The sequence below is a fragment of the Erwinia aphidicola genome (assembly GCF_014773485.1).
Taxonomy (GTDB): Bacteria; Pseudomonadota; Gammaproteobacteria; order Enterobacterales; family Enterobacteriaceae; genus Erwinia; species Erwinia aphidicola.
Genome location: NZ_JACXBP010000002.1, coordinates 24754 through 49897, shown reverse-complemented (window position 1 = coordinate 49897; position 25144 = coordinate 24754). Strand labels below are relative to the sequence as shown.

The window sequence follows — 25144 nt, the reverse complement described above, 5'->3', positions numbered from 1 at the left end:
CCTGACCTTTTCGGATGTTGTCCGGGCGGAGCATGCCCCGCCCGGAGATTAGCGTTTGAGCCCAGCGGCCCATGGCATTGTGGTTTACAGTTTCGCGAAGCTACGACGTGCCGCGTCGATGGTACGCTGAATATCTTCCGGGCTGTGCGCCAGCGACATAAAGCCGGCCTCAAATGCGGACGGGGCCAGATAAACTCCCTCCTCCAGCATCAGATGGAAGAAACGCTTAAAGCGCTCAACGTCGCACTTCTGCACGTCGGCATAATGAGTCACGCTGTCGGCGTCGGTGAAGAACAGGCCGAACATGCCGCCAACGTGGTTAATCACCAGCGGGACATTCTCCTCTTTCGCTGCCGCCAGCAGGCCGTCAGCCAACCGGGTGGTCAGCTCGGTCAGGGTTTGATGCGTACCGGTGCGCGCCACTTCGGTCAGACAGGCGAAGCCTGCGGCCATGGCGATCGGGTTGCCGGACAGCGTACCCGCCTGGTAAACCGGGCCGCCAGGCGCCAGCGCTTCCATCACTTCACGACGGCCGCCAAAGGCACCTACCGGCATGCCGCCGCCGATGATTTTGCCGAGGCAGGTCAGGTCCGGCTCCACGCCGTAATAAGCCTGCGCCCCCGCCAGCGCTACGCGGAAGCCGGTCATGACTTCATCGATGATCAGCAGCGCACCAAACTCATCGCACAGCGCACGCAGGCCCGGCAGGAACTCCGGCAGCGGCGGAATGCAGTTCATGTTGCCGGCGACCGGCTCAACGATGATGCAGGCCACTTCCTGCGGATACTGCTCAAAGGCCGCGCGTACGGAGTCGAGGTCGTTGTAAGTGCAGGTCAGCGTATGTTTGGCAAAGTCCGCCGGCACGCCAGGGGAGTTAGGCTGGCCGAGAGTCAGGGCGCCGGAACCCGCCTTTACCAGCAGGCAGTCAGCGTGGCCGTGGTAGCAGCCTTCGAACTTGATGATTTTATCGCGATGGGTAAAGCCGCGCGCCAGACGAATCGCACTCATGGTGGCTTCAGTCCCGGAGTTCACCATGCGCACCATATCCATGGTCGGCACCAGCTCGGTGACCAGCGCCGCCATTTTCACTTCCATCTCGGTGGGAGCGCCGAAGCTCAGGCCGCGTTCAGCCGCTTCAATCACCGCGTTGCGGATGGCGGGGTGGTTGTGCCCCAGTACCATCGGGCCCCAGGAGCCGACATAGTCGATATAGGCTTTACCGTCTGCATCAAACAGATAAGCCCCGTCAGCGCGTTCGATAAACAGCGGTACGCCACCCACGCCGTTAAAGGCTCGCACTGGCGAGTTGACGCCGCCGGGAATTAACTGCTGCGCCTGAGCGTACAGGTTTTCAGACTTACTCATGGAACCGCTCCTGATCATTCATTAAAAAACCCGTCTATTCTAAGGTAACTTCGCGAGTCAGCCAAAGGCTGTTGCTGATTCTGACACGATTAGAGAGAAATTAAGCGCGGGCTTTACTGGCGAGAACAGGTAAGATATTGACCAATCTTTACAATAAAATGAATGGCCTATGACTCAGCACTCCACCTCAACTGATGATTTGCACGTGGTGCCTGCCCGGCGCGGCGATTTTCTGCGCCTGCTGCTGCGGCGCGATAAAACGCCGCTGGCGGTGCTGGTGATGGCCGGAATTGCCGGAACGCTGACCGGCCTGGTCGGCGTTGGCTTTGAACACGCGGTGAACTGGATTATCGGCCAGCGCGTCGGGCTGCTGGCGTCATTCAGCCAGCATCCGCTGGTGATGTATCCGTTGGCGTTTATCATGTCCGCCCTGCTGGCGGCGGTTGGCTATGGTCTGGTGCGCGCGTTCGCCCCTGAAGCCGCAGGTTCCGGGATCCCGGAAATCGAAGGTGCGCTGGAGGAGCTGCGCCCGGTGCGCTGGTGGCGGGTCATTCCAGTGAAGTTTATCGGCGGGATGGGGACGCTCGGCGCCGGGATGGTGCTGGGTCGGGAAGGCCCGACGGTGCAGTTGGGTGGCAATATCGGCCGTATGCTGCTGGATATCTTCCGCATGAAGAGTACCGAAGCGCGGCACTCGCTGCTGGCGACGGGGGCGGCGGCGGGGCTGTCGGCGGCGTTTAACGCACCGCTGGCCGGTATCCTGTTTATTATCGAAGAGATGCGCCTGCAGTTTCGCTATAGCCTGATCTCGATTAAGGCGGTGTTTATCGGGGTGATTATGTCGAGCATCGTGTTCCGGGTGTTTAACGGCGACCGGGCGGTGATCGAAGTGGGGCGGCTGTCGGATGCGCCGGTGAATACGCTGTGGCTCTACCTGCTGCTGGGGATGGTCATTGGCGTGGTGGGCGTGACGTTTAATCAGCTGATCTTTCGCATTCAGGATCTGTTTCAACGCCTGCACGGTGGCAGGATGAGTAAGGTGCTGCTGATCGGGGCGCTGCTGGGGGGCATCTGCGGCGTGCTGGGGCTGGTCATGCCTGCGGCTTCCGGCGGCGGCTCCGGGCTGATCCCGCTGGTGGCGGCAGGAAATTACACCGCCGGAACGCTGCTGTTTATTTTTATCATTCGTCTGGCGACCACGCTGCTCTGTTTCTGCTCCGGCGCGCCCGGCGGGATTTTTGCCCCGATGCTGGCGCTCGGCACGGTGCTTGGCACGGCGTTTGGCCTTGTCAGCGCGGCCCTGCTGCCGGAGTATCACTTGCAGGCGGCGACCTTCGCTATTGCCGGAATGGGGGCGCTATTTGCTGCGTCGGTGCGCGCACCGCTGACCGGCATTGTGCTGGTGCTGGAGATGACGGACAACTACCAGCTGATCCTGCCGATGATTATTACCTGCCTGGGGGCGACGCTGCTGGCGCAGTTTCTTGGCGGCCAGCCCTTGTATTCCTCCCTGCTTGCCCGCACTCTGGCTAAGCAGCAGAAACAGGAAGCGGCCAATGCCACCGCACAGGGTGGTACAGCCTGAGCTTGATTGCTCTACCCGTGTGTAAGATAATGACAACAATTATGGTCGATTTGTGACCTGTCAGGCACCCGGCCTGAAAGCATACTGGAGTATCACATGAGCGACGATGTAGCACTGCCCCTGCAATTTACCGATGCGGCGGCCAGTAAAGTCAAAAACCTGATTTCCGATGAGGACAACCCGGAGCTGAAACTGCGTGTGTATATCACCGGCGGTGGCTGCAGCGGTTTCCAGTACGGATTTACCTTTGACGACAAGATTAACGACGGTGACATGACGATTGAGAAATCGGGCGTGGCACTGGTGGTGGACCCGATGAGCCTGCAATATCTGGTGGGCGGTTCGGTGGATTACACCGAAGGGCTGGAGGGTTCACGCTTTATCGTGACCAACCCCAATGCGAAAACCACCTGTGGTTGTGGTTCTTCCTTCAGCATCTGATCCCGCTTAAAGAAAGCCTCCCATCCGGGAGGCTTTTTTTTACATTCGATAATTTTACCATTCGACGGTAACTAACCTTACTTTCTGAGCCGCACTGTCCTCAACTACGTTTTGCGTAATTTTCGGCTGGGCATCAGGCTGTACTCCACAGGCAATATCCGGCTGGCGGCTGGCAGAAACAGCGCTGCCATCAACGCGGCACTGCGTGTAGATGGTTAATTTCACGCCAATGCTGCCGGTTGTTGAAGCGGCAAAGGCATGACCCGTCATCATCAGCCCGAGAGCCAGATAAACGGATTTCATATGACGATTTCCTGGTGGTGTAAACCGGGGAATTAACTCAAAGCAATAAAACGGGCGGCGGATTATGTACGGATTTCGCTGCCTCGTTATTTAGTTAACGGCCAATATTGCCGGATCTTTAATCACGCATAGCGGTGATTTTTCGTTCTCCGGGCTTGCCGGCTAGCGATAGCTGGCTGCACAGTTTTTGCGCAGCCAGAATCATACGCGGTCCGGCGCGGCTTAGCCAGTCATCATTGATAGCAATCACCGTTGCCGCAAGCTGCGGGCGCCAGAACTGCGCCACCTGCTGCGCCTGTGCCTCATCGCCGGGGATGACAATTGCCCGCGGCTGGCGGACTAAAACCTGTTCGCGGCTGACCTGCGGCCACGGCACTCGTGCATCGGCAAAGATATTCTCCCCGCCGCACAGCTGCAGTACTTCATTTTGCAAAGTATGGCCCGCTGCCGTAAACAGCGGTCGCATGCCAAACTGCATGAAAACCGGCTTTGGCTGCTGCCGGGCATAGCGCAGGCGTAGATCGGCAAACTGCTGCTGCAGGCGATCTGCCGCCTGTTCGGCCTGCTGTGGCTGCGGGCTGTAAACCGACAGCTGGCGCAGGCTGGAGACCAGCTCAGCGATAGAGTCCGGCGCCAGCCACACCACCTTCACCCCCAGCGACTGCAGCTGGTCAGCCTGGCGCTGCGGCGTGCCGCCGCGCCAGGCGAGCACCACGTCGGGCTTCAGCGCCAGCAGCTTCTCCGTATTGATCCCCTGCCAGTTTGCCACTTCGCGGATCTGCTGCGCCGCAGGCGGATAATCAGAGAATGCGCTGACGCCAACCGGAGTAATGCCCGCTGCAAAGGCCAGTTCGGTCAGGTTGGGGGCCAGCGTAACCACGCGCGGCGCTGCCGTGGCGGCACAGGCCAGCCACAGCAGCAGCAGGGGGAGAACGCGTTTAGCCACGAGCCAGCTGGGCCAGCAGGGTTTCCACCATTAATGAAGACTGCTTAGCGGCGACCACCAGGAACTCGTCAAAGCTGAGGTGGGATTCCTGATCGGCTACGTCAGAGATGGCGCGTACCACGACGAACGGCGTGTTGAACTGATGGCAGACGTGGGCGATGGCGGTCGCTTCCATTTCCACGGCCACCGCCTGCGGGAAGGTGCTGCGTATGCGTGCCAGCGGGGCAGCGCCGTTGATAAAGGCATCACCGCTCACCACCAGGCCGCGCACGGCGTTGAGGCCCAGCTGAGCAATGCACTGCTCTGCGGCGGTAATCAGCTTGTCGTCAGCTTTAAACGCCGCCGGGCAGCCGGCCATCTGGCCTGGCTCGTAACCGAAGGCGGTCACGTCGGCATCGTGATAGCGCACTTCGTCTGACACCACGATATCGCCCACTTTCAGCGTGGAGGCGAGACCACCGGCGGAACCGGTATTGATTACCACGTCCGGCTTGCACAGCTGCAGCAGCAGGGTAGTGCCAAGTGCGGCAGAGACTTTACCAATGCCGGATTTCAGCAGGGCCACGTCAACACCGTTCAGCGTTCCGGTATAAATTTCACAGCCCGCCAGGGTCAGAGTCTGACGGTTTTCAATTTTGTCACGCAGCAGCGTAACTTCCTGTTCCATCGCACCAATAATGCCTGCTTTCATAGGGATACCCGCTAAAATTGTAGAATTTGCCAATGATTTCGGCGCATAGTCTATCATGGCAGCATTACAGTGATAATCCGTCTGACGGTGATGCGTACCGTTAACCCGAGGGAACAGGCATGAGCGCGATAGACTTTCGCACGAAAATTAACTGGCAGCGTCGCTATCGTCCGTATCAGGGGCCGAAGGATGAGCATGAAATTCTGCGCATATTTGAGAGCGATCGCGGGCGGATTATCAACTCTGCGGCGATCCGCCGCCTGCAGCAGAAAACCCAGGTTTTCCCGCTGGAGCGCAATGCCGCCGTGCGTACCCGGCTGACGCATTCGCTTGAAGTGCAGCAGGTTGGGCGCTATATCGCCAAAGAGGTGCTGACGCGCCTGCAGGAGCAGGGCCAGCTGGCCGCGCTGGGGCTGGCGCAGCTGACCGCGCCGTTTGAAAGCATCGTCGAGATGGCCTGCCTGATGCACGATATCGGCAATCCGCCGTTTGGTCATTTCGGCGAGTCGGCGATCAACGACTGGTTCCGTCAGCAGCTGGATGCGGGCTGGCAGCCGGAGAGCCAGCGCCCCGACCGCTGTGTGCCCGAGGTGCTGCGTCACTGCGACGATGGGCTGAACGAGCTGCGTGCAAATATTCGTCAGGATTTGTCGCACTTCGAGGGCAATGCGCAGGCGATCCGCATGGTGCACACGCTGATGAAGATGAATCTGACCTGGGCGCAGGTGGGCTGCATTTTGAAATACACTCGCCCGGCCTGGCACAGCGGTCCGGTTCCGGACAGCCACAGCTATTTAATGAAAAAGCCCGGCTACTATCTGGCGGAAGAGGAGTATGTCAGCCGCCTGCGCGAGCAGCTGGATCTGCAGCCGCACAGCCGTTTTCCGCTGACCTATATCATGGAAGCGGCCGACGATATCTCCTACTGCGTGGCGGATCTGGAAGATGCCGTGGAGAAAAAAATCTTCAGCGTTGAGCAGCTGTATGAACATCTGTCCCAGCTCTGGCCGAATCATCAGCAGGGCGATCTGTTTGCCACGGTGGTGACCACCGCGCTGGAGAAATCACGCAGCCGCCAGACCAACCTCAGTCGCGAGGATCAGTTCTTTATGTATCTGCGCGTCAATACTGTCGCGGAGCTCGTGCCGCACGCCGCCAGCCGTTTCATCGATCATCTGCCCGCGGTCTATCATGGTGATTTCAACGAGGCGCTGCTGGAAGATGGCAGTCCTCACAGCCTGCTGCTGGATATTTTCAAAAAAGTCGCCTTCCGCCACGTATTTAATCATCCGGAAGTTGAGCAGCTGGAATTGCAGGGGTATCGGGTTATCAGCGGCCTGCTGGATATATACCGCCCGCTGCTGCTGTTAACGCGCGAAGAATTTAGCGAGTTGAATGAGAAGGATTATCTGAAGGGGTATCCGATTGAAACGCGGCTGTTTCACAAACTCTCAACGCGTTTTCGCCTCGCCTACAGTGAAGCCGTGGAAAAACTGGATAAAACGCCAAACGAAGAGGCTATCTGGGAATACTATTATCGCGCGCGCCTGTTACAGGATTACATTAGCGGGATGACCGATCTGTACGCCTGGGATGAGTATCGGCGTCTGATGGCCGTGGAATAAGCTGTGCTGAGTTTTGTAAAGGGAGCCAATACTTTTTTACCTTTCCCTAATATTTAAACATGAACTTAGCGCTAAAAAGTTAATCTCATCATCACAACCACAGCAATGGTTATTTAACTGAATACTTGAGAATCCATCTAATGAAAAAAACCACGTTAGTATTAAGTGCCCTTGCCATGAGCATTGGGCTGGCAATGAGCCCGTTATCTGCCAGCGCTGCTGAAACCGCCTCATCTTCTACGCCCACTCAGCAGTTGCCAAGCCTGGCACCGATGCTGGAAAAAGTGATGCCGTCGGTGGTCAGTATCAATGTTGAAGGCAGCACCACGGTGCGCACGCAGCGTATGCCGCAGCAGTTCCAGCAGTTCTTCGGCGACAACTCGCCATTCTGTCAGGACGGTTCGCCGTTCCAGTCCTCACCAATGTGTCAGGGCGGCGGGGCGGAAGGCAACGGCGGAGCAGATACCCAGCAGCAGAAATTCAAAGCGCTCGGCTCTGGCGTAGTGATTGATGCCGCTAAAGGCTATGTGGTCACCAATAACCACGTGGTAGATAACGCCACCAAAATTCAGGTGCAGCTGAGCGACGGGCGTAAATTTGACGCCAAAGTGATTGGTAAAGATCCGCGTTCCGATATCGCACTGATTCAGCTGAAAGATGCCAAAGGTCTCACCGCGATTAAAATTGCCGATTCAGATGCGCTGCGCGTGGGTGACTACACCGTGGCGATCGGTAACCCGTACGGCCTGGGTGAAACGGTCACCTCGGGGATCGTCTCTGCGCTTGGCCGCAGCGGCCTGAATGTGGAAAACTACGAAAACTTTATCCAGACCGATGCGGCGATCAACCGCGGTAACTCCGGCGGTGCGCTGGTGAACCTGAACGGTGAGCTGATCGGGATTAATACCGCGATCCTGGCGCCAGACGGCGGCAACATCGGTATCGGCTTTGCTATCCCAAGTAACATGGTGAAAAACCTGACCGGTCAGATGGTTGAGTATGGCCAAGTGAAACGCGGCGAGCTGGGGATTATGGGCACCGAGCTGAACTCTGAGCTGGCGAAAGCGATGAAGGTCGACGCGCAGCGCGGTGCATTTGTCAGCCAGGTGCTGCCTAAATCTTCCGCTGCGGAAGCGGGCATTAAAGCCGGGGACGTGATCGTTTCTCTCAACAACAAGCCAATTTCCAGCTTTGCGGCGCTGCGTGCTGAAGTCGGCTCGCTGCCGGTTGGCACCAAAATGGAGCTGGGCCTGATCCGCGACGGTAAGCCGATGAAGGTTAACGTGGCGCTGCAGCAGAGCACCGCAGCCAAGGTCGATTCCGGTACTATCTACACCGGTATTGAAGGCGCTAACCTGAGCAACTACGATGCGAAGGGAACCAAAGGCGTGAAGGTGGATAGCGTGAAGGCCGGTTCTGCGGCGGCGCGCATCGGTCTGAAGAAAGACGATGTGATCCTGGGCGTTAACCAGCAGGCAATTGCTAATCTGGGTGAGCTGCGCAAAATCCTGGATACTAAGCCATCGGTACTGGCGCTGAATATTCAGCGTGGCGACAGCAGCATTTACCTGCTGATGCAGTAAATGATGTCGAAAAGGGCGGACCGAAAAAGAGGGGCCGCCCTTACACTGGACTTTAAGCGTAAGGGGAGACCTTTTTTCTGGTCACCCCTTATTTATTTTAACGACCGTTGCGGGTCAGTTTATCCAGGTCTGATTCAATTTCTGCGATCTTATTTGAAACAACGCTTTCCAGATGACGCAGGTCGTCGAGAATTTTACGTTTCAGATCGACTTCTACCTGATCGCGCTGGCAAATCTGATCCAGTTCGTCAATCACATAGCGCAGATTAGGGCTAATTTCCTGCACTTCTTTGTAACCCTGGCTGGCATTATCAGCCACCACAGTTTTACGCTGACGCGGATATTTAAATTTCACGCTCTTGGCAAAGAACTCGCCTTTGTCTTTGCGGAAATAGATTTTCAGGATGTCGTTGTTCGCTTCCTGACGCAGGCTGTAACGGTCGATATCTTCCGGCGTTGCAATGCCCAGACCTTTCAAATTATCGTACATAGCATTTTCCTTTAAGGAGACACTCGATCCAGATGCGATCAATGTAGTCGCTATCCGAAAAACGGAAAAGGATCGGTTAATTTAAGAACAGGATTTTTCTGGCGCGGATTATGGCTCAGATTGTGCGCAATAGCATCACTTGTTTCGCGGCGTGAAAGAGGTAGTTCGTAGAAGAAACGTAAAGTTAACGTTACAGGAGAGGGCGGGCCGCCGTGGCAGCCCGCAGACGAGATTAGTCGATGGTACGCAGCAGTTCGTTGATGCCGGTTTTGCCGAGGGTTTTGGCGTCAACCTTTTTCACAATCACCGCACAGTACAGGCTGTAGGTACCGTCTTTGGATGGCAGGTTGCCGGAAACCACTACTGAACCCGCCGGAACGCGACCGAAGTGGACTTCGCCGGTTTCGCGGTCAAAGATTTTGGTGCTCTGGCCGATATAAACGCCCATTGAGATCACCGAGCCTTCTTCCACGATCACGCCTTCAACGATCTCAGAACGGGCGCCGATAAAGCAGTTGTCTTCGATGATTGTCGGGTTGGCCTGCAGAGGCTCCAGTACGCCACCGATGCCCACGCCGCCGGACAGGTGCACGTTTTTACCAATCTGCGCACAGGAGCCCACGGTCGCCCAGGTATCCACCATCGAGCCTTCATCAACATAGGCACCAATGTTGACGTAAGAAGGCATCAGCACGGTGTTACGGGCGATAAATGCACCCTGACGCACGGCGGCAGGTGGCACCACGCGGAAGCCCTCTTTCTTAAAGCGCGCTTCGTCATAGTCGGCGAATTTCATCGGGACTTTGTCGTAGTAGCGGCTTTCAGCGCCTTCCATTACCTGATTGTCATTGATGCGGAAAGAGAGCAGCACCGCTTTCTTCAGCCACTGGTGAGTCACCCACTGACCGTCGATCTTCTCAGCCACGCGCAGGGCACCGCTGTCGAGCAGGGCAATAACCTGGTTAACCGCTTCACGGGTAACGGTATCCGCGTTGGCTGGGGTAATGTCCGCACGGCGCTCGAAAGCAGCCTCAATAACACTCTGTAACTGTTGCATAGTTAGTCTCTTCCTGGTTTTGCCGACGCATATTCAACGAAAACGATTCCGCTGCGGCAGAATCACGCGCTGGCACTGATAAAAAGTAAATCTGGGTCACACTTTATCGTTTGGATTAAGGGCCTCTGTCAACCGTTGTTGCAGCACTTCGCGCAAATCTGCGTCTAATGCCCGACGATCGCTGTTGGCGAGGATAAATAAATCCTCGACGCGTTCGCCGATGGTGCTGATGCGCGCGCCGTGCAGCGACACGTTTAAGTCGGCAAACACTTCGCCAACGCGTGCCAGTAACCCGGGCTGATCGAGCGCCACTAATTCCAGATACGTTCGTCTGTCAGTATGTGTGGGTAAGAAATTCACCGCGGTATCAACGCTAAAATGCTTCAACCTTGCCGACTGCCGGCGCATGCGCGGCGGCTGCCAGTGAGTTTGACAGATCGCCTGCTCCAGCGCCTGGCGGATCATCTCATGGCGATCCGGCGCCAGCGGGCTACCGTCCGGCTCCAGCACGATAAAGGTATCCATTGCCATGCCGTCGCGGCTGGTAAAGATCTGCGCATCGTGAACGCTGAGGTTACGGCGATCCAGCTCCCCGGCTACGGTGGCAAACAGGTAGGGACGATCCGGGCTCCAGATAAAGATCTCGGTGCCGCCGCGTGTCGCCTGCGGGCTGACGAGGATCAGCGGCTTGCTGAGGTCGTGATTCATCAGGTGGCGCGCATGCCAGGCCAGCTGGTTAGGCGTGTGGCGCAGGAAATAGTCTGCGCGGCAGCGGCCCCAGATACGGTGCAGGGCCTCTTCATCGATGTTGTCCATGCGCAGCAGCGCCAGCGCCTGCAGGCGGTGGTGGCGTACGCGCTCGCGCAGGTCGGGGCTGTTCTCCATGCCGCGCCGCAGCTGCTTCTCGGTGGCGAAGAACAGTTCGCGTATCAGGCTCTGCTTCCAGCTGTTCCACAGCGTTTCATTGGTGGCGCAGATATCCGCCACCGTCAGGCACACCAGGTAACGCAGGCGACTTTCGTTCTGCATCACTTCAGCGAACTGCTGGATCTCCGTCGGGTCCTGAATATCGCGGCGCTGGGCGGTCACCGACATCAGCAGGTGGTGGCGCACCAGCCAGGCAACCAGCTGGGTTTCGCGTGAATTCAGGCCGTGCATTTCGGCGAACTCCAGCGCGTCCTGCGCGCCGAGGATCGAGTGGTCACCGCCGCGCCCTTTGGCGATATCGTGGAACAGTGCCGCCATCAGCAGCAGCTCCAGCTGCGGCAGGCGTGGCCACAGCTCCACGCACAGCGGGTGGCGCGGGCGGGTGCGTTCGTCGGCAAAGCTTTCCAGCTTTTGCAGCACGCGAATGGTGTGCTCATCAACGGTATAAGCATGGAACAGGTCAAACTGCATCTGGCCGACAATGTTACTCCACTGCGGCATGTAGGCCCACAGCACGCTGTGGCGGTGCATTGGCACCAGTGCCCGGCTCACCGCGCCTGGGTGCCGCAGGATCGACAGGAACAGCTCACGCGCCTGCGGGATGGTACAGAGCGGCTGCGTCAGATTGCGGCGCGCGTGGCGCAGGTGGCGCAGGGTAGTGGAGTAAATACCGGTAATTTTCGGCGTGCGCACCATCGCCCAGAACATGCGCATGATCGCTTCCGGCTGCCGGGCGAACAGGGTCTCATCCCGCAGGTCAATCAGGGTGCCGCGCAGCTGGAATTCCTCATCCATCGGCCGCGGTTTCTCGTCGGTGCCGAGCGCGAGGATAGCCTCATCAAACAGCTGCAGCAGCATCTGGTTGAGTTCACCGACGCGGCGCGTGACGCGGAAAAAGTCCTTCATCATGCGCTCGACAGGTTCATTGACGTCACCCTGATAGTTAAGACGCTGGGCCACGTTGAGCTGGCGGTCAAACAGCAGGCGGTTGTCGTAGCGGGTGAGGGTGAGGTGCAGGGCGAAGCGGATACGCCACAGCATGCTCTGGCATTCGTTGAGTTCATTACGCTCGGCTTCGGTCAGGAAACCAAAGCCAACCATATCGTCAAGCGAAGTGGCGCCGAAGTGGCGGCGGGCGACCCACAGCAGCGTGTGGATATCGCGCAGGCCACCGGGACTGCTTTTGATATCCGGCTCCAGGTTGTAGCTGGTGCCGTGGTAGCGCTGGTGGCGCTCCTGCTGCTCTTCGATTTTGGCGGCGAAGAAGCGGTCAGAAGGCCAGAAGCCATCGCTGAAAATGTTCTTCTGCAACTCGAGGAATAGCGCAAGGTCGCCGGTCAGCATGCGCGATTCAATCAGGTTGGTGGCGACGGTGAGGTCGGACAGCCCCTCCAGCAGGCACTCTTCGAGGGTGCGCACGCTGTGGCCAACTTCCAGCTTCAGGTCCCACATCAGGGTTAGCAGATCGCTGGTGCGCTGGGCATCTTCGTCTGACAGCGGTTTGCGGCTGAGGATCAGTACGTCAATATCGGAGAGCGGGTGCAGCTCGCCACGGCCATAGCCGCCAACGGCGACCAGCGCGACGCCCTCTTTTTCCGGGAAGCCAAAGAAGCGCCACAGCCGCCGCAGCAGGCGGTCAATAAACAGGGTGCGCGCATCGATCAGGCTTTCCACGTCCTGCCCGGCGTCGAACGCGGCGGCCAGATGCTGCTGGAAAACATCAAGGTGATGCTTCAGCGTATCGCGATTTAGCTCGCGGTCTTCCCAGCGTCGTGGCGCTTTGGTGAGCTTTTTCAGGATGCTGGCTTCAGTTACATCTTTATTCATTTCACCGCCCCTAAGACATAAAAAAACCGGCTTGCGCCGGCCTGGTATTCTGCATGCGGGCTAACCGGGAAAAGAAGGTCAGCCCCTGTAACTATTCCGCAACCAGAATCGCCGGGATGGTGTCATCTTTACGCAGCGTCATAATTTCGCAGCCGTTTTCCGTTACCACAATAGTGTGTTCGTACTGTGCGGACAAGCTGCGATCTTTGGTTTTTACGGTCCAGCCATCTTTCATGCTGCGGATACGGTAATCACCGGCGTTAACCATCGGTTCGATGGTAAAGGCCATACCGGCCTGCAGCACCACGCCGCCGTCATCTGCGTCGTAGTGCAGTACCTGCGGCTCTTCGTGGAAGCCTTTACCGATACCGTGGCCGCAGTACTCACGCACGACGGAGAAGTCCTGCGCCTCTACAAACTTCTGGATCTCACGACCGATAGTGCGCAGGCGGATACCCGGCTTCACCATACGCAGGGCCAGGTAGAGGCTCTCCTGGGTGACGCGGCACAGGCGCTCGCCCTGAATCGTCGGTTTACCCACGATAAACATGGTTGAGGTATCGCCGTGATACTCATCTTTGATTACGGTGACGTCGATATTGACGATATCGCCATCCTTCAGAATTTTTTCGTCGCTCGGAATACCGTGGCACACCACTTCATTGACCGAAATACAGACGGATTTCGGGAAGCCGTGATAGCCGAGGCTGGCGGAGACCGCATGCTGCTTGTTGACGATGTGATCGTGGCAGATACGGTCCAGCTCACCGGTGCTGACGCCAGGCTTGACGTGCTCTTCAATCATCTCAAGCACTTCAGCCGCCAGGCGACCGGCAACGCGCATTTTTTCGATTTCTTCAGGGGTTTTAATTGAGATAGCCATTCATTCGGTCCACATTTGTCGTCATTGTCGACAATAATATAAAGAAAGTGCTGCAATGGTATCAGCCTGCCCCGACGCTGCCAATTGCAGTTTGTGGTCTCAGCCATGCTGTGGCCTGCGGCAGTCATTTAATTCGGGCCGCAAGGGTAACAATAGTTGGCTACAGCTGCGGCTTTATGGTATAAAGCGCGCCGACGATTCTCTGTTCGGTGAGTCTCTTCGCCAGATTGAGAAACGCATAAATCTCACTATGTGTAAATAACACACACGTATCGACACCTACGCCGGGGTGCCTTGCTGGTTCGAAAGAGCCGATGGGTCGGTTGTACGGGATACGTGGAGGCTTAACCCCAAACTATATCTATAGAGGTAATCATGGCAACTGTTTCCATGCGCGACATGCTCAAGGCCGGTGTACACTTCGGTCACCAGACCCGTTACTGGAACCCGAAAATGAAGCCATTCATCTTCGGCGCGCGTAACAAAGTTCACATCATCAACCTTGAGAAAACTGTACCAATGTTCAACGAAGCCCTGGCTGAGCTGAGCAAGATCTCTTCCCGTAAAGGTAAGATTCTGTTTGTTGGTACTAAGCGCGCTGCAAGCGAAGCGGTAAAAGAGCACGCTCTGAGCTGCGACCAGTTCTTCGTTAATCACCGCTGGTTGGGTGGTATGCTGACTAACTGGAAAACCGTTCGTCAGTCAATCAAACGTCTGAAAGATCTGGAAACTCAGTCTCAGGATGGCACCTTCGACAAACTGACTAAGAAAGAAGCGCTGATGCGCGCTCGTGAACTGGCCAAGCTGGAAAACAGCCTGGGCGGTATCAAAGACATGGGCGGCCTGCCAGACGCACTGTTTGTTGTCGATGCAGACCACGAACACATTGCTATCAAAGAAGCAAACAACCTGGGTATCCCAGTGTTCGCTATCGTTGATACCAACTCTGATCCAGACGGTGTTGACTACATTATCCCAGGTAATGACGATGCAATCCGTGCTGTTAGCCTGTACCTGACTGCAGTGGCTACCACTGTACGTGAAGGTCGCTCTCAGGACCTGGCTCAGCAGGCAGAAGAAACCTTCGCTGAAGCTGAGTAATAAGGCTTGCTCTGTTAAGAGCCCTTAAAAATCAGATGTGAATCTGTAAGGGGCCTTTGTGGCCCCTTTATTTTTTCGAGTTCGCTTTGCTGAAAGAAAATTCAGCGGGGCAGAATGTTTCCCGTTAAGGCTTCTGTAATTGCAGATGCTGAGCTAACCGAGGATTAGAGAATGGCTGATATTACCGCTGCTCTGGTAAAAGAACTGCGCGAGCGCACTGGCGCTGGCATGATGGATTGTAAGAAAGCGCTGACTGAAGCCAATGGCGACATCGAGCTGGCCATTGAGAACATGCGTAAATCTGGCGCAATCAAAGCGGCTAAGAAAGCAGGCAACGTGGCTGCTGACGGCGTGATCAAAACCAAAATCGAAGGCAACTACGGTGTGATTCTGGAAGTTAACTGCCAGACTGACTTCGTTGCTAAAGATGCTGGTTTCCAGGCATTCGCTGACAAAGTGCTGGACGCGGCTGTTGCCGGTAAAATCACTGATGTTGAAGTGCTGAAAGCCCAGTTCGAAGAAGAGCGTGTTGCACTGGTTGCTAAAATCGGTGAGAACATCAACATTCGTCGCGTTGCAAGCCTGGAAGGCGACCTGCTGGGTACCTACCTGCACGGCGCGCGTATCGGCGTTCTGATTGCCGCTACCAATGCTGATGAAGAGCTGGTTAAGCAGCTGGCTATGCACGTTGCCGCGAGCAAGCCAGAATTCGTTAAGCCAGAAGACGTGTCTGCTGAAGTGGTAGAGAAAGAGTACCAGGTTCAGCTGGACATCGCGATGCAGTCTGGTAAGCCAAAAGAGATCGCTGAGAAAATGGTTGAAGGCCGCATGAAGAAATTCACCGGTGAAGTTTCTCTGACTGGCCAGCCTTTCGTTATTGACCCATCAAAAACTGTGGGTCAGGCACTGAAAGAGAAAAATGCAGACGTCACTAACTTCATCCGCTTCGAAGTGGGTGAAGGCATTGAGAAAGCTGAGACCGATTTCGCAGCAGAAGTTGCGGCGATGTCCAAGCAGTCTTAATTGCTCTAAAAGAACCGCCAAACGGCGGTTCTTTTTTGCCTGTCTTTCGACAGCGCATTTTCAGTCTCATCCCAATAGCATTTCTCTGGCGCTTTTAGGATGATACCGCACACAGTCAACACCCCTTTTCGACATAGCTTCCAGGAAAAAAACCATGGCGACCAATGCAAAACCTGTATATCAACGTATTCTTCTGAAACTGAGTGGCGAAGCCCTGCAAGGCGCTGAAGGCTTTGGCATCGATGCCAGCGTGCTGGATCGCATGGCTCAGGAAGTCAAAGAACTGGTAGAGCTGGGCATTCAGGTAGGTGTGGTGATCGGTGGTGGTAATCTGTTCCGTGGTGCTGGCCTGGCGCAGGCAGGCATGAACCGCGTTGTCGGCGACCACATGGGTATGCTGGCAACCGTGATGAATGGCCTGGCGATGCGTGATGCACTTCACCGTGCCTACGTCAATGCCCGTTTGATGTCCGCTATTCCACTGAACGGCGTGTGCGACAACTACAGCTGGGCTGAAGCTATTAGCCTGCTGCGCAACAACCGCGTGGTGATTTTCTCCGCCGGTACCGGTAACCCATTCTTTACCACTGACTCCGCAGCCTGCCTGCGCGGCATCGAAATCGAAGCCGATGTGGTGCTGAAAGCGACCAAGGTTGACGGCGTTTACTCTGCCGACCCGGTGAAGAACCCGGATGCAACCCTGCACGAACAGCTGACCTACAGCGAAGTGCTGGAAAAAGAGCTGAAAGTGATGGATCTGGCCGCCTTTACGCTGGCTCGCGACCATTCACTGCCTATCCGCGTGTTCAATATGAACAAGCCGGGCGCACTGCGTCGCGTTGTGATGGGTGAAAAAGAAGGCACGCTGATTACGCATTGATATCAGTCTGCGGTTAAAATAAGGTATATTACTCGTCATATTTCAAGCTGCATGTGCGTTGGCTACGCTCGTCCACCCCAGTCACATAGTGATCTATGCTGCTGGCGATTCACGAACTTGCCGCCTTCCTGCACCAACAGTAGGCCCCATGAGGGGACTCGAAATATTTAGAGTATACTGCCTCTCAGAGTTATCTTTAAATGCATTTGAACGGCTTTCGGCACTGTCGAAAGCTGGTGGATCAAACAGAATCCAAGGGTTTCAACGTGATTAACGACATCAAGAAAGATGCAGAAGTACGCATGGAAAAATGCGTAGAAGCATTCAAAAACAACATCAGCAAGATCCGTACTGGCCGTGCATCTCCGGCTATCCTCGACGGTATCATGGTTGATTACTACGGTTCTGCTACTCCGCTGCGCCAGCTGGCAAGCGTCACGGTAGAAGACTCCCGCACGCTGAAAATCAACGTGTTTGACCGTTCTATCAGCAACGCAGTTGAAAAAGCGATCATGTCTTCCGACCTGGGCCTGAACCCAATGTCAGCGGGCACCGATATTCGCGTCCCGCTGCCAGCGCTGACCGAAGAGCGTCGTAAAGATCTGATCAAGATCGTGCGCGGCGAAGCCGAGCAGGGCCGCGTATCCGTGCGTAACGTGCGTCGTGATGCTAACGACAAAGTGAAAGCGCTGCTGAAAGACAAAGAGATCAGTGAAGACGACGATCGTCGCTCACAGGAAGAGATCCAGAAAATGACCGACGTCGGTATCAAGAAAATTGATGCTGCGCTGGCAGAGAAAGAAGCGGAGCTGATGGACTTCTGATCCCATCATAATCCGATGAAACGCCGCACAGATTACCGTTCGTATGAAGGGTCAGTCTGGCGGCGTTTTGCGTTTGTTAACTTTCCCGGCAGAGGGTGATTCTTCTCCTGAGCGGGTTTATACAGAGCAACCTCATGAAGCAATTGACCATCCTCGGTTCAACCGGATCTATTGGTACCAGTACGCTTGGCGTCGTGCGCGCTAACCCCCATCTGTTCGCCATTAAAGCACTGGTTGCCGGGCGTAACGTCGAACTGATGGTTGAACAGTGCGTTGAATTTCGCCCGACTTATGCCGCGATGTCAGACAGCGGGGCGGCCGCCGCTCTGCGACTTCGTCTGAAAGAGCTCAATCTGGCGACCGAAGTCATGAGCGGCGAGCAGGCGGTCTGCGATCTGGCCGCGCTGGATGATGTTGACCAGGTGATGGCGGCAATTGTCGGCGCGGCAGGATTATTGCCTACCCTGGCCGCAATTCGCGCGGGAAAACAGGTGCTGCTGGCGAATAAAGAGTCGCTTGTCACCTGCGGCCGCCTTTTTCTGGAGGCGGTGAGCGCTTCCGGCGCCCAGCTGTTGCCCATCGACAGCGAGCACAACGCCATTTTTCAGAGTTTGCCTGCTTCCCTCCAGCAGCAGTTAGGGTACGCTTCTCTGGAGGATAATGGCATTGATAGCATTATCCTCACGGGGTCAGGTGGCCCGTTTCGTGACACGCCGCTGGCTGAATTAAGCCATATGACGCCCGACCAGGCGTGTGCGCATCCTAACTGGACGATGGGGAGAAAAATCTCCGTTGATTCGGCCACCATGATGAATAAAGGCCTGGAATATATCGAAGCCCGCTGGCTGTTTAATGCCACAGACGCCCAGATGGAAGTCATTCTGCATCCGCAGTCGGTGATCCATTCGATGGTGCGCTACCGTGATGGCAGCGTCATTGCCCAGCTCGGTTCGCCGGATATGCGTACGCCAATCGCTCATGCCATGGCCTGGCCGCAGCGCGTAAACTCAGGTGCCCAACCACTCGATTTTACGCGCATGTCGGCAATGACCTTTGCTGAACCTGATTACGCACGTTACCCCTGCCTGAAGCTGGCGATTGATGCCAGTATCACCGGGCAGGCGGCGACCACCACGCTGAATGCGGCAAATGAGATTGCGGTGGCCGCTTTCCTCGCGTCTGAAATCCGCTTTACCGATATCGCCGCGCTGAATGTGGCGGTGCTGGAAACGCTGCAGTGTCATGAACCGCAAAGCGTTGAGGCGGTGATTGCCATTGACGGCGAGGCACGCGCAGCAGCGACAGCGCTGCTGCCACGTTTTGCGGCAGGGCGAGTCAGCGCGTTTTAACGCGCCGCCATTTGTGAGCGCTGGGCGGAGGTGGTATAGTCTTGCCCCACCGTCCAGAGCCAGCGACGTGATAAAGCGGATAAGCGAATCGTATTTGTACGGTTCATTTGCGCCGGGCGGGTGAGATATTTCAGAAGCCGTTGTATTTCTGAATAAGGAAATAGTTACGCGTTATGTCGTCCGAAAATCAATTAAAAACCGATGACCAGCAGGGGAACGGTCCCCGCCATGTGGCCATCATTATGGATGGCAATGGCCGCTGGGCTAAAAACCAGGGCAAGCTGCGTATTTCTGGTCATAAAGCGGGAGTGAAATCCGTGCGCCGCGCCGTGAGTTTTGCCGTCAGCAATAAGCTGGATGCGCTCACGCTTTATGCCTTCAGTAGCGAAAACTGGAATCGTCCACAGCAGGAAGTTTTAGCGCTGATGGAGTTGTTCGTCTGGGCACTCGACAGCGAAGTTAAAAGTCTGCACAAGCACAATGTCCGGTTGAAAATTATCGGCGATATCGGCCGATTTAATGCTCGTTTACAGGAGCGTATTCGCCGTGCTGAGGAACTTACTCAACAAAATAATGGACTAACGCTCAACATAGCCGCAAATTATGGCGGTCGTTGGGATATTATCCATGGCGTCAGAAAAATTGCAGAGCAGGTCCAGGAAGGGCTTCTTCGACCGGATCAGATCGAAGAAGAGAGCCTGGCACCGCATCTCTGCCTGAATGAACTGGCGCCTGTGGATCTGGTAATAAGGACCGGGGGAGAGCATCGGATCAGTAACTTCCTGCTGTGGCAAGTCGCCTATGCAGAGTTTTGGTTTACCGATACTCTTTGGCCTGATTTTGATGAACAAGTTTTTGAAGGTGCACTGAATGCGTTTGCACAACGAGAGCGCCGGTTTGGCGGCGCAGCACCCGGCGGCGCATAAGCGCACTGGGGGTAATCTTTGTTAAAGTCTCGCCTGATTACCGCGTTTATATTGATTCCCATCGTCATTGCAGCGCTGTTCTTGCTGCCGCCGTTAGGGTTTGCCATCACCCTGTTAGCGATCTGCATGCTGGCCGCATGGGAATGGGGCCAGCTGGCAGGCTTTGCAGCGCGCTCACAGCGCGTCTGGCTGGCGCTGCTGTGCGGACTGCTGCTGGCCTTTATGCTGTTCACACTGCCTGCTTACCAGCACTCCGTGCATCTGCCACAGATTGGCGGCCCACTTTGGGCTTCCCTCGGTTGGTGGATCGTCGCGCTGGCGCTGGTGCTGTTCTATCCCCATTCTGCTACCTTCTGGCGCCATTCACGCGCCATTCGCCTGATATTCGGTCTGTTGACTATCGTGCCGTTCTTCTGGGGCATGCTGGCGCTGCGCCAGTATCACTACCAGGAAGACCACTTTGCCGGCGCCTGGTGGCTGCTGTACGTGATGGTTCTCGTATGGGGAGCGGACTCCGGTGCTTATATGTTTGGCAAGCTGTTCGGCAAGCACAAACTCGCACCAAAAGTCTCACCGGGCAAAACCTGGGAAGGCTTCCTCGGCGGGTTGGCGACGTCGGCACTGATCTCCTGGCTGTTCAGCGTGTTTGCCCCGCTGCAGGTATCGCTTGCAACACTGCTGATTTGCTCGATTATCGCCGCGCTGGCCTCGGTGCTGGGTGACCTGACCGAGAGTATGTTCAAGCGTGAAGCGGGCATCAAAGATAGCGGGAGCCTGATCCCCGGGCATGGCGGCATTCTCGACCGTATTGACAGCCTCACCGCTGCGGTACCGGTATTTGCCTGCCTGCTGTTGCTGGTCTTTGGGACGCTGTAGGGAAACACTATGCTGAGCGTACTCTGGAGTTTTGCTGCATTTATCGTTGCGCTGGGGATTTTAATCACCGTGCATGAGTTCGGCCACTTTTGGGTGGCCCGCCGCTGTGGCGTAAAAGTCGAACGTTTTTCGATTGGCTTTGGCAAAGCGCTGTGGCGGCGCACTGACAAGCAGGGTACCGAGTATGTTATCGCACTGATCCCGCTCGGCGGCTATGTCAAGATGCTGGATGAGCGCGTCGAGAGCGTGCCGCCGGAACTGCGCCATCAGGCCTTCAACAATAAAACCATTTTGCAACGTGCCGCGATTATCAGCGCTGGCCCGATAGCGAATTTCATCTTTGCCATTTTTGCTTACTGGCTGGTGTTTATCATCGGCGTACCTGGCGTGCGCCCGGTGGTTGGCGAAATAGTGAGCGGTTCACCTGCCGCAGAAGCTCAAATTGCGCCAGGAACGGAACTTAAAGCCGTTGACGGTATCGAAACGCCTGATTGGGATGCTGTGCGCATGGCGCTGGTGGCGAGAATTGGCGACGAGAGTACCGTCGTTACCGTCGCCCCATTTGGCAGCGAGCAGACCCGTGATAAAACCGTGAACCTGCGCAACTGGCACTTTGAGCCAGACAAGCAGGATCCGGTGGCTTCACTGGGCATCCAGCCGCGCGGCCCGCAGATCGAATCGGTGCTGGCGCAGGTGCAGAAGAACTCCGCTGCCAGCAAGGCAGGTTTGCAAGCGGGCGACAGGATCGTTAAAGTCGATGGTCAGCCTTTGGACCAGTGGCAAAGTTTTGTTGCCACCGTGCGTGACAATCCAGGTACAGAAATTGCGCTGGAGGTAGAACGTCAGGGCAGCACCGTCGATTTGACGCTGACGCCGGACGTAAATCCTCGTAACAAAGCAGAAGGGTTTGCCGGCGTTATCCCGCGCATTGTCCCTCTGCCAGATGAGTACAGAACGGTGCGTCAGTATGGCCCGTTTGCAGCAATCGGTGAGGCCAGTGAAAAAACCTGGCAGCTGATGAAGCTTACGGTAAGCATGCTAGGCAAACTGATTGTCGGTGATGTGAAGTTGAACAATCTCAGCGGCCCGATTTCGATCGCGCAGGGAGCTGGGATGTCAGCGGAATATGGTTTGATTTACTACCTGATGTTCCTCGCTCTGATTAGCGTGAACCTGGGGATTATCAATCTGTTCCCACTGCCGGTGTTAGATGGTGGTCATTTGCTGTTCCTGCTGATCGAAAAGATCAAGGGAGGGCCGGTGTCCGAGCGAGTTCAGGACTTCAGTTATCGTATCGGCTCGATTGTGCTGGTGCTGTTAATGGGGCTTGCGCTATTCAATGATTTCTCAAGGCTATAGTCTGCCAGCAGGCAAACTATTCGCGAGAACCAGTTAGGAAGAATGCATAAACACGATGGCGATGAAAAAGTTGCTCATAGCGTCGCTGCTGCTTAGCAGCGCTACCGTATACGGTGCAGACGGATTCGTAGTGAAGGATATTCATTTCGAAGGCCTGCAGCGAGTCGCCGTCGGTGCGGCATTGCTCAGTATGCCCGTCCGCGTTGGGGACACTGTCTCCGATGAAGATCTCAGTAACACCATTCGCGCGCTGTTTGCGACCGGGAATTTTGAGGATGTTCAGGTCCTGCGCGACGGCGGCACGCTGATCGTTCAGGTGAAAGAGCGCCCAACGATTGCCAGCATCACTTTCTCCGGCAACAAAGCGGTGAAAGAAGATATGCTCAAGCAGAACCTCGAAGCCTCTGGCGTGCGCGTGGGTGAAGCACTGGATCGCACCACGATCTCCTCCATTGAGAAAGGCCTGGAAGACTTCTACTACAGCGTGGGTAAATACAGCGCCAGCGTCAAAGCCGTTGTTACTCCGCTGCCGCGTAACCGTGTTGACCTGAAGCTGGTGTTTACCGAAGGGGTTTCTGCGAAGATCCAGCAGATCAATATCGTCGGTAACAAGGCCTACAGCTCCGATGAACTGATCTCCCGCTTCCAGCTGCGTGATGAGGTGCCATGGTGGAACGTGGTGGGTGACCGTAAGTACCAGAAGCAAAAACTGGCCGGTGACCTTGAAACTCTGCGCAGCTTCTATCTGGACCGCGGTTATGCCCGTTTCAACATTGATTCGACGCAGGTCAGCCTGACGCCGGACAAAAAGGGTATCTACATCACGGTGAACATCAACGAAGGCGATCAGTACAAGCTTTCAGGTGTGACCGTTAGCGGTAACCTGGCGGGGCACTCTGCCGAAATCGAAACGTTGAGCAAAATCACCCCGGGTGAGCTTTACAACGGCTCGAAAGTGACGCGCATTGAAGACGATATCAAGAAGCTGCTGGGCCGTTACGGCTACGCGTATCCACGCGTACAGACGCAGCCTGAAATCGACGACGCGAACAAGACCGTTAAACTGCGTATCAACGTGGACGCCGGTAACCGTTACTACGTGCGTAAAGTGCGCTTTGAGGGCAACGATACCTCGAAAGATTCCGTACTGCGCCGTGAAATGCGCCAGATGGAAGGTGCCTGGTTAGGCAGCAATCTGGTTGAGCAGGGTAAAGAACGTCTGAATCGCCTCGGCTACTTCGAAACCGTTGATACCGAAACCCAGCGTGTGCCGGGTTCACCTGACCAGGTTGACGTGGTCTACAAGGTGAAAGAGCGTAACACCGGTACGCTGAACTTCGGCGTCGGTTACGGTACCGAAAGCGGCGTCAGCTTCCAGGCTGGCGTGACCCAGGATAACTGGCTCGGCACCGGTAATACCGTTGGCATCAGCGGAACCAAGAATGACTATCAGACCTATGCTGAATTCTCACTGACCGACCCGTACTTCACGGTCGACGGTGTCAGCCTGGGCGGTCGTGTTTTCTATAACGACTTTAAAGCGGATGATGCCGATCTGTCTGACTATACCAACAAGAGTTACGGTGTAGACGGCACGCTGGGCTTCCCGGTCAATGAAAATAACACCCTGCGTGTGGGTCTGGGCTATGTGCATAACAGCCTCTCCAACATGCAGCCGCAGATCGCCATGTGGCGTTACCTGCGCTCTGTCGGGAAAAACCCATCGCTGACCGGCGATGAAGATTTCTCGGCGGATGACTTCACCTTTAACTACGGCTGGACGTACAACACCCTTGACCGCGGATTCTTCCCAACGTCAGGTAACCGTACTAACCTGAATGGTAAAGTGACTATTCCGGGTTCTGATAATGCCTTCTACAAGGCTACGCTGGATACACAACAGTATCTGCCGCTGAATCAGGATCGTACCTGGGTGCTGTTGGGACGTGGTCGCGTAGGCTATGGCGATGGTCTGAACGGTAAAGAGATGCCGTTCTACGAGAACTTCTACGCCGGTGGTTCCAGCTCCGTACGTGGGTTCCGTTCTAACAACATCGGCCCGAAAGCGGCTTACCTGAACAACGGTTCTTCCGATTGTTCTGGCAGCAGCCCGGTATGTAATTCCGATGATGCTATCGGCGGTAACGCGATGGCTGTTGCCAGCGCCGAGCTGATTACACCAACGCCGTTCCTGAGTGAGAAGTATGCTAACTCAGTCCGTACCTCGCTGTTTGTTGATGCGGGTACCGTTTGGGATACCAAATGGGAAAACACTGCCGAAACTCGTGCGGCGGGTATCCCAGACTATAGCGATCCAAGCAACATCCGTATGTCAGCCGGTCTGGCACTGCAATGGATGTCGCCGCTGGGGCCGCTGGTGTTCTCATACGCTCAGCCATTCAAAAAGTATGACGGAGATAAGGCCGAACAGTTCCAGTTTAACATTGGTAAAACCTGGTAATTCGCCTTTGCACGGAAGCGTAGCAAGAGAGTATCGCGCTGTTTAATCCTGGCCCGTACGCGGGCCACGATAAAGCGCAACACATGTGTCCGTGACACAAACGTTGATGGTAAGGAGTTTTATAGTGAAAAAGTTGTTGTGTGCCGCAGGTCTGGGTATTGCTCTGGCGGTTTCCGCCGGTGCTCAGGCTGCTGATAAAATTGCAGTGGTGAACGTTTCCAGCATTTTCCAACAGTTACCAGCGCGTGCGACCGTTGCGAAACAGTTGGAAAACGAGTTCAAAGGCCGTGCAACCGAGTTGCAGGGTATGGAACGCGATCTGCAAGCCAAAATGCAGCGTCTGCAGCGTGACGGCTCGACCATGAAGGCGAGCGATCGCAGCAAGATGGAAAAAGACGTGATGGCACAGCGTGAAGCCTTCTCCACGAAAGCTCAGGCTTTCGAGCAGGACAACCGCCGTCGTCAGATGGAAGAGCGTAATAAAATCCTGAGCCGTATCCAGGACGCCGTGCAGAAAGTTGCTGATGACGAAGGTTATGACGTTGTTATCGATCAGAACGCGGTTGCTTATGCTGCTAAATCTAAAGACATCACTGCTGATGTTCTGAAACAGGTTAAATAA

22 protein-coding genes are annotated in these 25144 nt (G+C 55.7%); 14 read left to right on the top strand and 8 right to left on the bottom strand.

The annotated features are described in order from the left end of the window. Positions 1–84: 84 nt before the first annotated feature. The gene (gene hemL / locus ID864_RS04665) at positions 85–1365 is read right to left on the bottom strand and encodes a glutamate-1-semialdehyde 2,1-aminomutase (RefSeq protein ID WP_191149494.1); all 1281 of its coding nucleotides are present in this window, start codon (positions 1363–1365) and stop codon (positions 85–87) included. A gap of 169 nt (positions 1366–1534) precedes the next feature. Here hemL and clcA point away from each other — a divergent pair, with 169 nt between their 5' ends. Both clcA and erpA read left to right on the top strand, forming a co-directional pair. Further along, on the top strand, positions 1535–2950 hold the full coding sequence (gene clcA, locus ID864_RS04660; RefSeq protein WP_048914980.1) for a H(+)/Cl(-) exchange transporter ClcA: 1416 nt from the start codon (positions 1535–1537) through the stop codon (positions 2948–2950). Between the two features lie 96 nt (positions 2951–3046). Further along, complete coding sequence (erpA, locus tag ID864_RS04655) at positions 3047–3391, top strand: iron-sulfur cluster insertion protein ErpA (protein ID WP_048914981.1); 345 nt, start codon at positions 3047–3049, stop codon at positions 3389–3391. Between the two features lie 54 nt (positions 3392–3445). Here the strand turns inward: erpA and ID864_RS04650 are convergent, their stop codons facing one another. The 3 genes from ID864_RS04650 to mtnN all read right to left on the bottom strand — a co-directional run bounded on the left by ID864_RS04650 (position 3446) and on the right by mtnN (position 5331). Beyond that, complete coding sequence (locus tag ID864_RS04650; RefSeq protein WP_048914982.1) at positions 3446–3694, bottom strand: hypothetical protein; 249 nt, start codon at positions 3692–3694, stop codon at positions 3446–3448. Positions 3695–3812: 118 nt separating this feature from the next. Then, positions 3813–4640, bottom strand: a complete 828-nt coding sequence (gene btuF, locus ID864_RS04645; protein ID WP_048914983.1) for a vitamin B12 ABC transporter substrate-binding protein BtuF — start codon at positions 4638–4640, stop codon at positions 3813–3815. After that, positions 4633–5331: a 5'-methylthioadenosine/S-adenosylhomocysteine nucleosidase gene (mtnN, locus tag ID864_RS04640; protein WP_048914984.1), complete on the bottom strand. Its 699-nt coding sequence runs from the start codon at positions 5329–5331 to the stop codon at positions 4633–4635. Before mtnN ends, btuF begins: the two co-directional genes overlap by 8 nt. Before the next feature lie 119 nt (positions 5332–5450). On the opposite strand from mtnN, the gene dgt reads away from it, so the two are divergent. Then, a complete protein-coding gene (gene dgt, locus ID864_RS04635; protein ID WP_048914985.1) occupies positions 5451–6956 on the top strand; it encodes a dGTPase in 1506 nt (501 codons plus the stop codon). A gap of 140 nt (positions 6957–7096) precedes the next feature. Continuing rightward, positions 7097–8539 carry a serine endoprotease DegP gene (gene degP / locus ID864_RS04630; protein ID WP_048914986.1) on the top strand — a complete coding sequence of 481 codons (1443 nt, stop codon included), beginning with the start codon at positions 7097–7099 and terminating at the stop codon, positions 8537–8539. 97 nt (positions 8540–8636) lie between these two features. Here the strand turns inward: degP and ID864_RS04625 are convergent, their stop codons facing one another. The 4 genes from ID864_RS04625 to map all read right to left on the bottom strand — a co-directional run bounded on the left by ID864_RS04625 (position 8637) and on the right by map (position 13723). Then, positions 8637–9029: a DUF3461 family protein gene (locus ID864_RS04625; protein ID WP_048914987.1), complete on the bottom strand. Its 393-nt coding sequence runs from the start codon at positions 9027–9029 to the stop codon at positions 8637–8639. Positions 9030–9261: 232 nt separating this feature from the next. Next, positions 9262–10086, bottom strand: coding sequence for a 2,3,4,5-tetrahydropyridine-2,6-dicarboxylate N-succinyltransferase (dapD, locus tag ID864_RS04620; RefSeq protein WP_048914988.1), 825 nt, complete (start codon positions 10084–10086; stop codon positions 9262–9264). 96 nt (positions 10087–10182) lie between these two features. Further along, positions 10183–12840 carry a bifunctional uridylyltransferase/uridylyl-removing protein GlnD gene (glnD, locus tag ID864_RS04615; RefSeq protein WP_048914989.1) on the bottom strand — a complete coding sequence of 886 codons (2658 nt, stop codon included), beginning with the start codon at positions 12838–12840 and terminating at the stop codon, positions 10183–10185. Between the two features lie 91 nt (positions 12841–12931). Continuing rightward, a complete protein-coding gene (map, locus tag ID864_RS04610) occupies positions 12932–13723 on the bottom strand; it encodes a type I methionyl aminopeptidase (RefSeq protein ID WP_099754164.1) in 792 nt (263 codons plus the stop codon). A gap of 375 nt (positions 13724–14098) precedes the next feature. Here map and rpsB point away from each other — a divergent pair, with 375 nt between their 5' ends. From rpsB to skp, 10 genes are all read left to right on the top strand, one after another. Then, positions 14099–14824, top strand: a complete 726-nt coding sequence (gene rpsB, locus ID864_RS04605) for a 30S ribosomal protein S2 (protein ID WP_048914991.1) — start codon at positions 14099–14101, stop codon at positions 14822–14824. Between the two features lie 171 nt (positions 14825–14995). Beyond that, positions 14996–15847: a translation elongation factor Ts gene (gene tsf / locus ID864_RS04600; RefSeq protein WP_048914992.1), complete on the top strand. Its 852-nt coding sequence runs from the start codon at positions 14996–14998 to the stop codon at positions 15845–15847. A 154-nt stretch (positions 15848–16001) separates the two neighbouring features. Further along, positions 16002–16727, top strand: a complete 726-nt coding sequence (gene pyrH / locus ID864_RS04595; RefSeq protein WP_048914993.1) for a UMP kinase — start codon at positions 16002–16004, stop codon at positions 16725–16727. Between the two features lie 266 nt (positions 16728–16993). After that, complete coding sequence (gene frr / locus ID864_RS04590; protein ID WP_048914994.1) at positions 16994–17551, top strand: ribosome recycling factor; 558 nt, start codon at positions 16994–16996, stop codon at positions 17549–17551. 134 nt (positions 17552–17685) lie between these two features. Continuing rightward, positions 17686–18900 (top strand): 1-deoxy-D-xylulose-5-phosphate reductoisomerase, encoded by a 1215-nt coding sequence (gene ispC / locus ID864_RS04585; RefSeq protein ID WP_048914995.1) that lies wholly within the window; start codon positions 17686–17688, stop codon positions 18898–18900. A 173-nt stretch (positions 18901–19073) separates the two neighbouring features. Beyond that, positions 19074–19826, top strand: coding sequence for a (2E,6E)-farnesyl-diphosphate-specific ditrans,polycis-undecaprenyl-diphosphate synthase (gene ispU / locus ID864_RS04580; protein WP_048914996.1), 753 nt, complete (start codon positions 19074–19076; stop codon positions 19824–19826). Between the two features lie 18 nt (positions 19827–19844). After that, on the top strand, positions 19845–20702 hold the full coding sequence (gene cdsA, locus ID864_RS04575) for a phosphatidate cytidylyltransferase (protein ID WP_099754165.1): 858 nt from the start codon (positions 19845–19847) through the stop codon (positions 20700–20702). Between the two features lie 9 nt (positions 20703–20711). Continuing rightward, positions 20712–22061 carry a sigma E protease regulator RseP gene (rseP, locus tag ID864_RS04570; protein ID WP_048914998.1) on the top strand — a complete coding sequence of 450 codons (1350 nt, stop codon included), beginning with the start codon at positions 20712–20714 and terminating at the stop codon, positions 22059–22061. 55 nt (positions 22062–22116) lie between these two features. Beyond that, complete coding sequence (gene bamA, locus ID864_RS04565) at positions 22117–24522, top strand: outer membrane protein assembly factor BamA (RefSeq protein WP_048914999.1); 2406 nt, start codon at positions 22117–22119, stop codon at positions 24520–24522. A 124-nt stretch (positions 24523–24646) separates the two neighbouring features. Then, positions 24647–25144 carry a molecular chaperone Skp gene (gene skp / locus ID864_RS04560; protein WP_048915000.1) on the top strand — a complete coding sequence of 166 codons (498 nt, stop codon included), beginning with the start codon at positions 24647–24649 and terminating at the stop codon, positions 25142–25144.

Coding starts and splice junctions, on each gene's coding strand:
- hemL (WP_191149494.1), bottom strand. CDS start 1,365: ATGAGTAAGTCTGAAAACCTGTACGCTCAGGCGCAGCAGTTAATTCCC.
- clcA (WP_048914980.1), top strand. CDS start 1,535: ATGACTCAGCACTCCACCTCAACTGATGATTTGCACGTGGTGCCTGCC.
- erpA (WP_048914981.1), top strand. CDS start 3,047: ATGAGCGACGATGTAGCACTGCCCCTGCAATTTACCGATGCGGCGGCC.
- ID864_RS04650 (WP_048914982.1), bottom strand. CDS start 3,694: ATGAAATCCGTTTATCTGGCTCTCGGGCTGATGATGACGGGTCATGCC.
- mtnN (WP_048914984.1), bottom strand. CDS start 5,331: ATGAAAGCAGGCATTATTGGTGCGATGGAACAGGAAGTTACGCTGCTG.
- dgt (WP_048914985.1), top strand. CDS start 5,451: ATGAGCGCGATAGACTTTCGCACGAAAATTAACTGGCAGCGTCGCTAT.
- degP (WP_048914986.1), top strand. CDS start 7,097: ATGAAAAAAACCACGTTAGTATTAAGTGCCCTTGCCATGAGCATTGGG.
- ID864_RS04625 (WP_048914987.1), bottom strand. CDS start 9,029: ATGTACGATAATTTGAAAGGTCTGGGCATTGCAACGCCGGAAGATATC.
- dapD (WP_048914988.1), bottom strand. CDS start 10,086: ATGCAACAGTTACAGAGTGTTATTGAGGCTGCTTTCGAGCGCCGTGCG.
- glnD (WP_048914989.1), bottom strand. CDS start 12,840: ATGAATAAAGATGTAACTGAAGCCAGCATCCTGAAAAAGCTCACCAAA.
- map (WP_099754164.1), bottom strand. CDS start 13,723: ATGGCTATCTCAATTAAAACCCCTGAAGAAATCGAAAAAATGCGCGTT.
- rpsB (WP_048914991.1), top strand. CDS start 14,099: ATGGCAACTGTTTCCATGCGCGACATGCTCAAGGCCGGTGTACACTTC.
- tsf (WP_048914992.1), top strand. CDS start 14,996: ATGGCTGATATTACCGCTGCTCTGGTAAAAGAACTGCGCGAGCGCACT.
- pyrH (WP_048914993.1), top strand. CDS start 16,002: ATGGCGACCAATGCAAAACCTGTATATCAACGTATTCTTCTGAAACTG.
- ispC (WP_048914995.1), top strand. CDS start 17,686: ATGAAGCAATTGACCATCCTCGGTTCAACCGGATCTATTGGTACCAGT.
- ispU (WP_048914996.1), top strand. CDS start 19,074: ATGTCGTCCGAAAATCAATTAAAAACCGATGACCAGCAGGGGAACGGT.
- rseP (WP_048914998.1), top strand. CDS start 20,712: ATGCTGAGCGTACTCTGGAGTTTTGCTGCATTTATCGTTGCGCTGGGG.
- bamA (WP_048914999.1), top strand. CDS start 22,117: ATGGCGATGAAAAAGTTGCTCATAGCGTCGCTGCTGCTTAGCAGCGCT.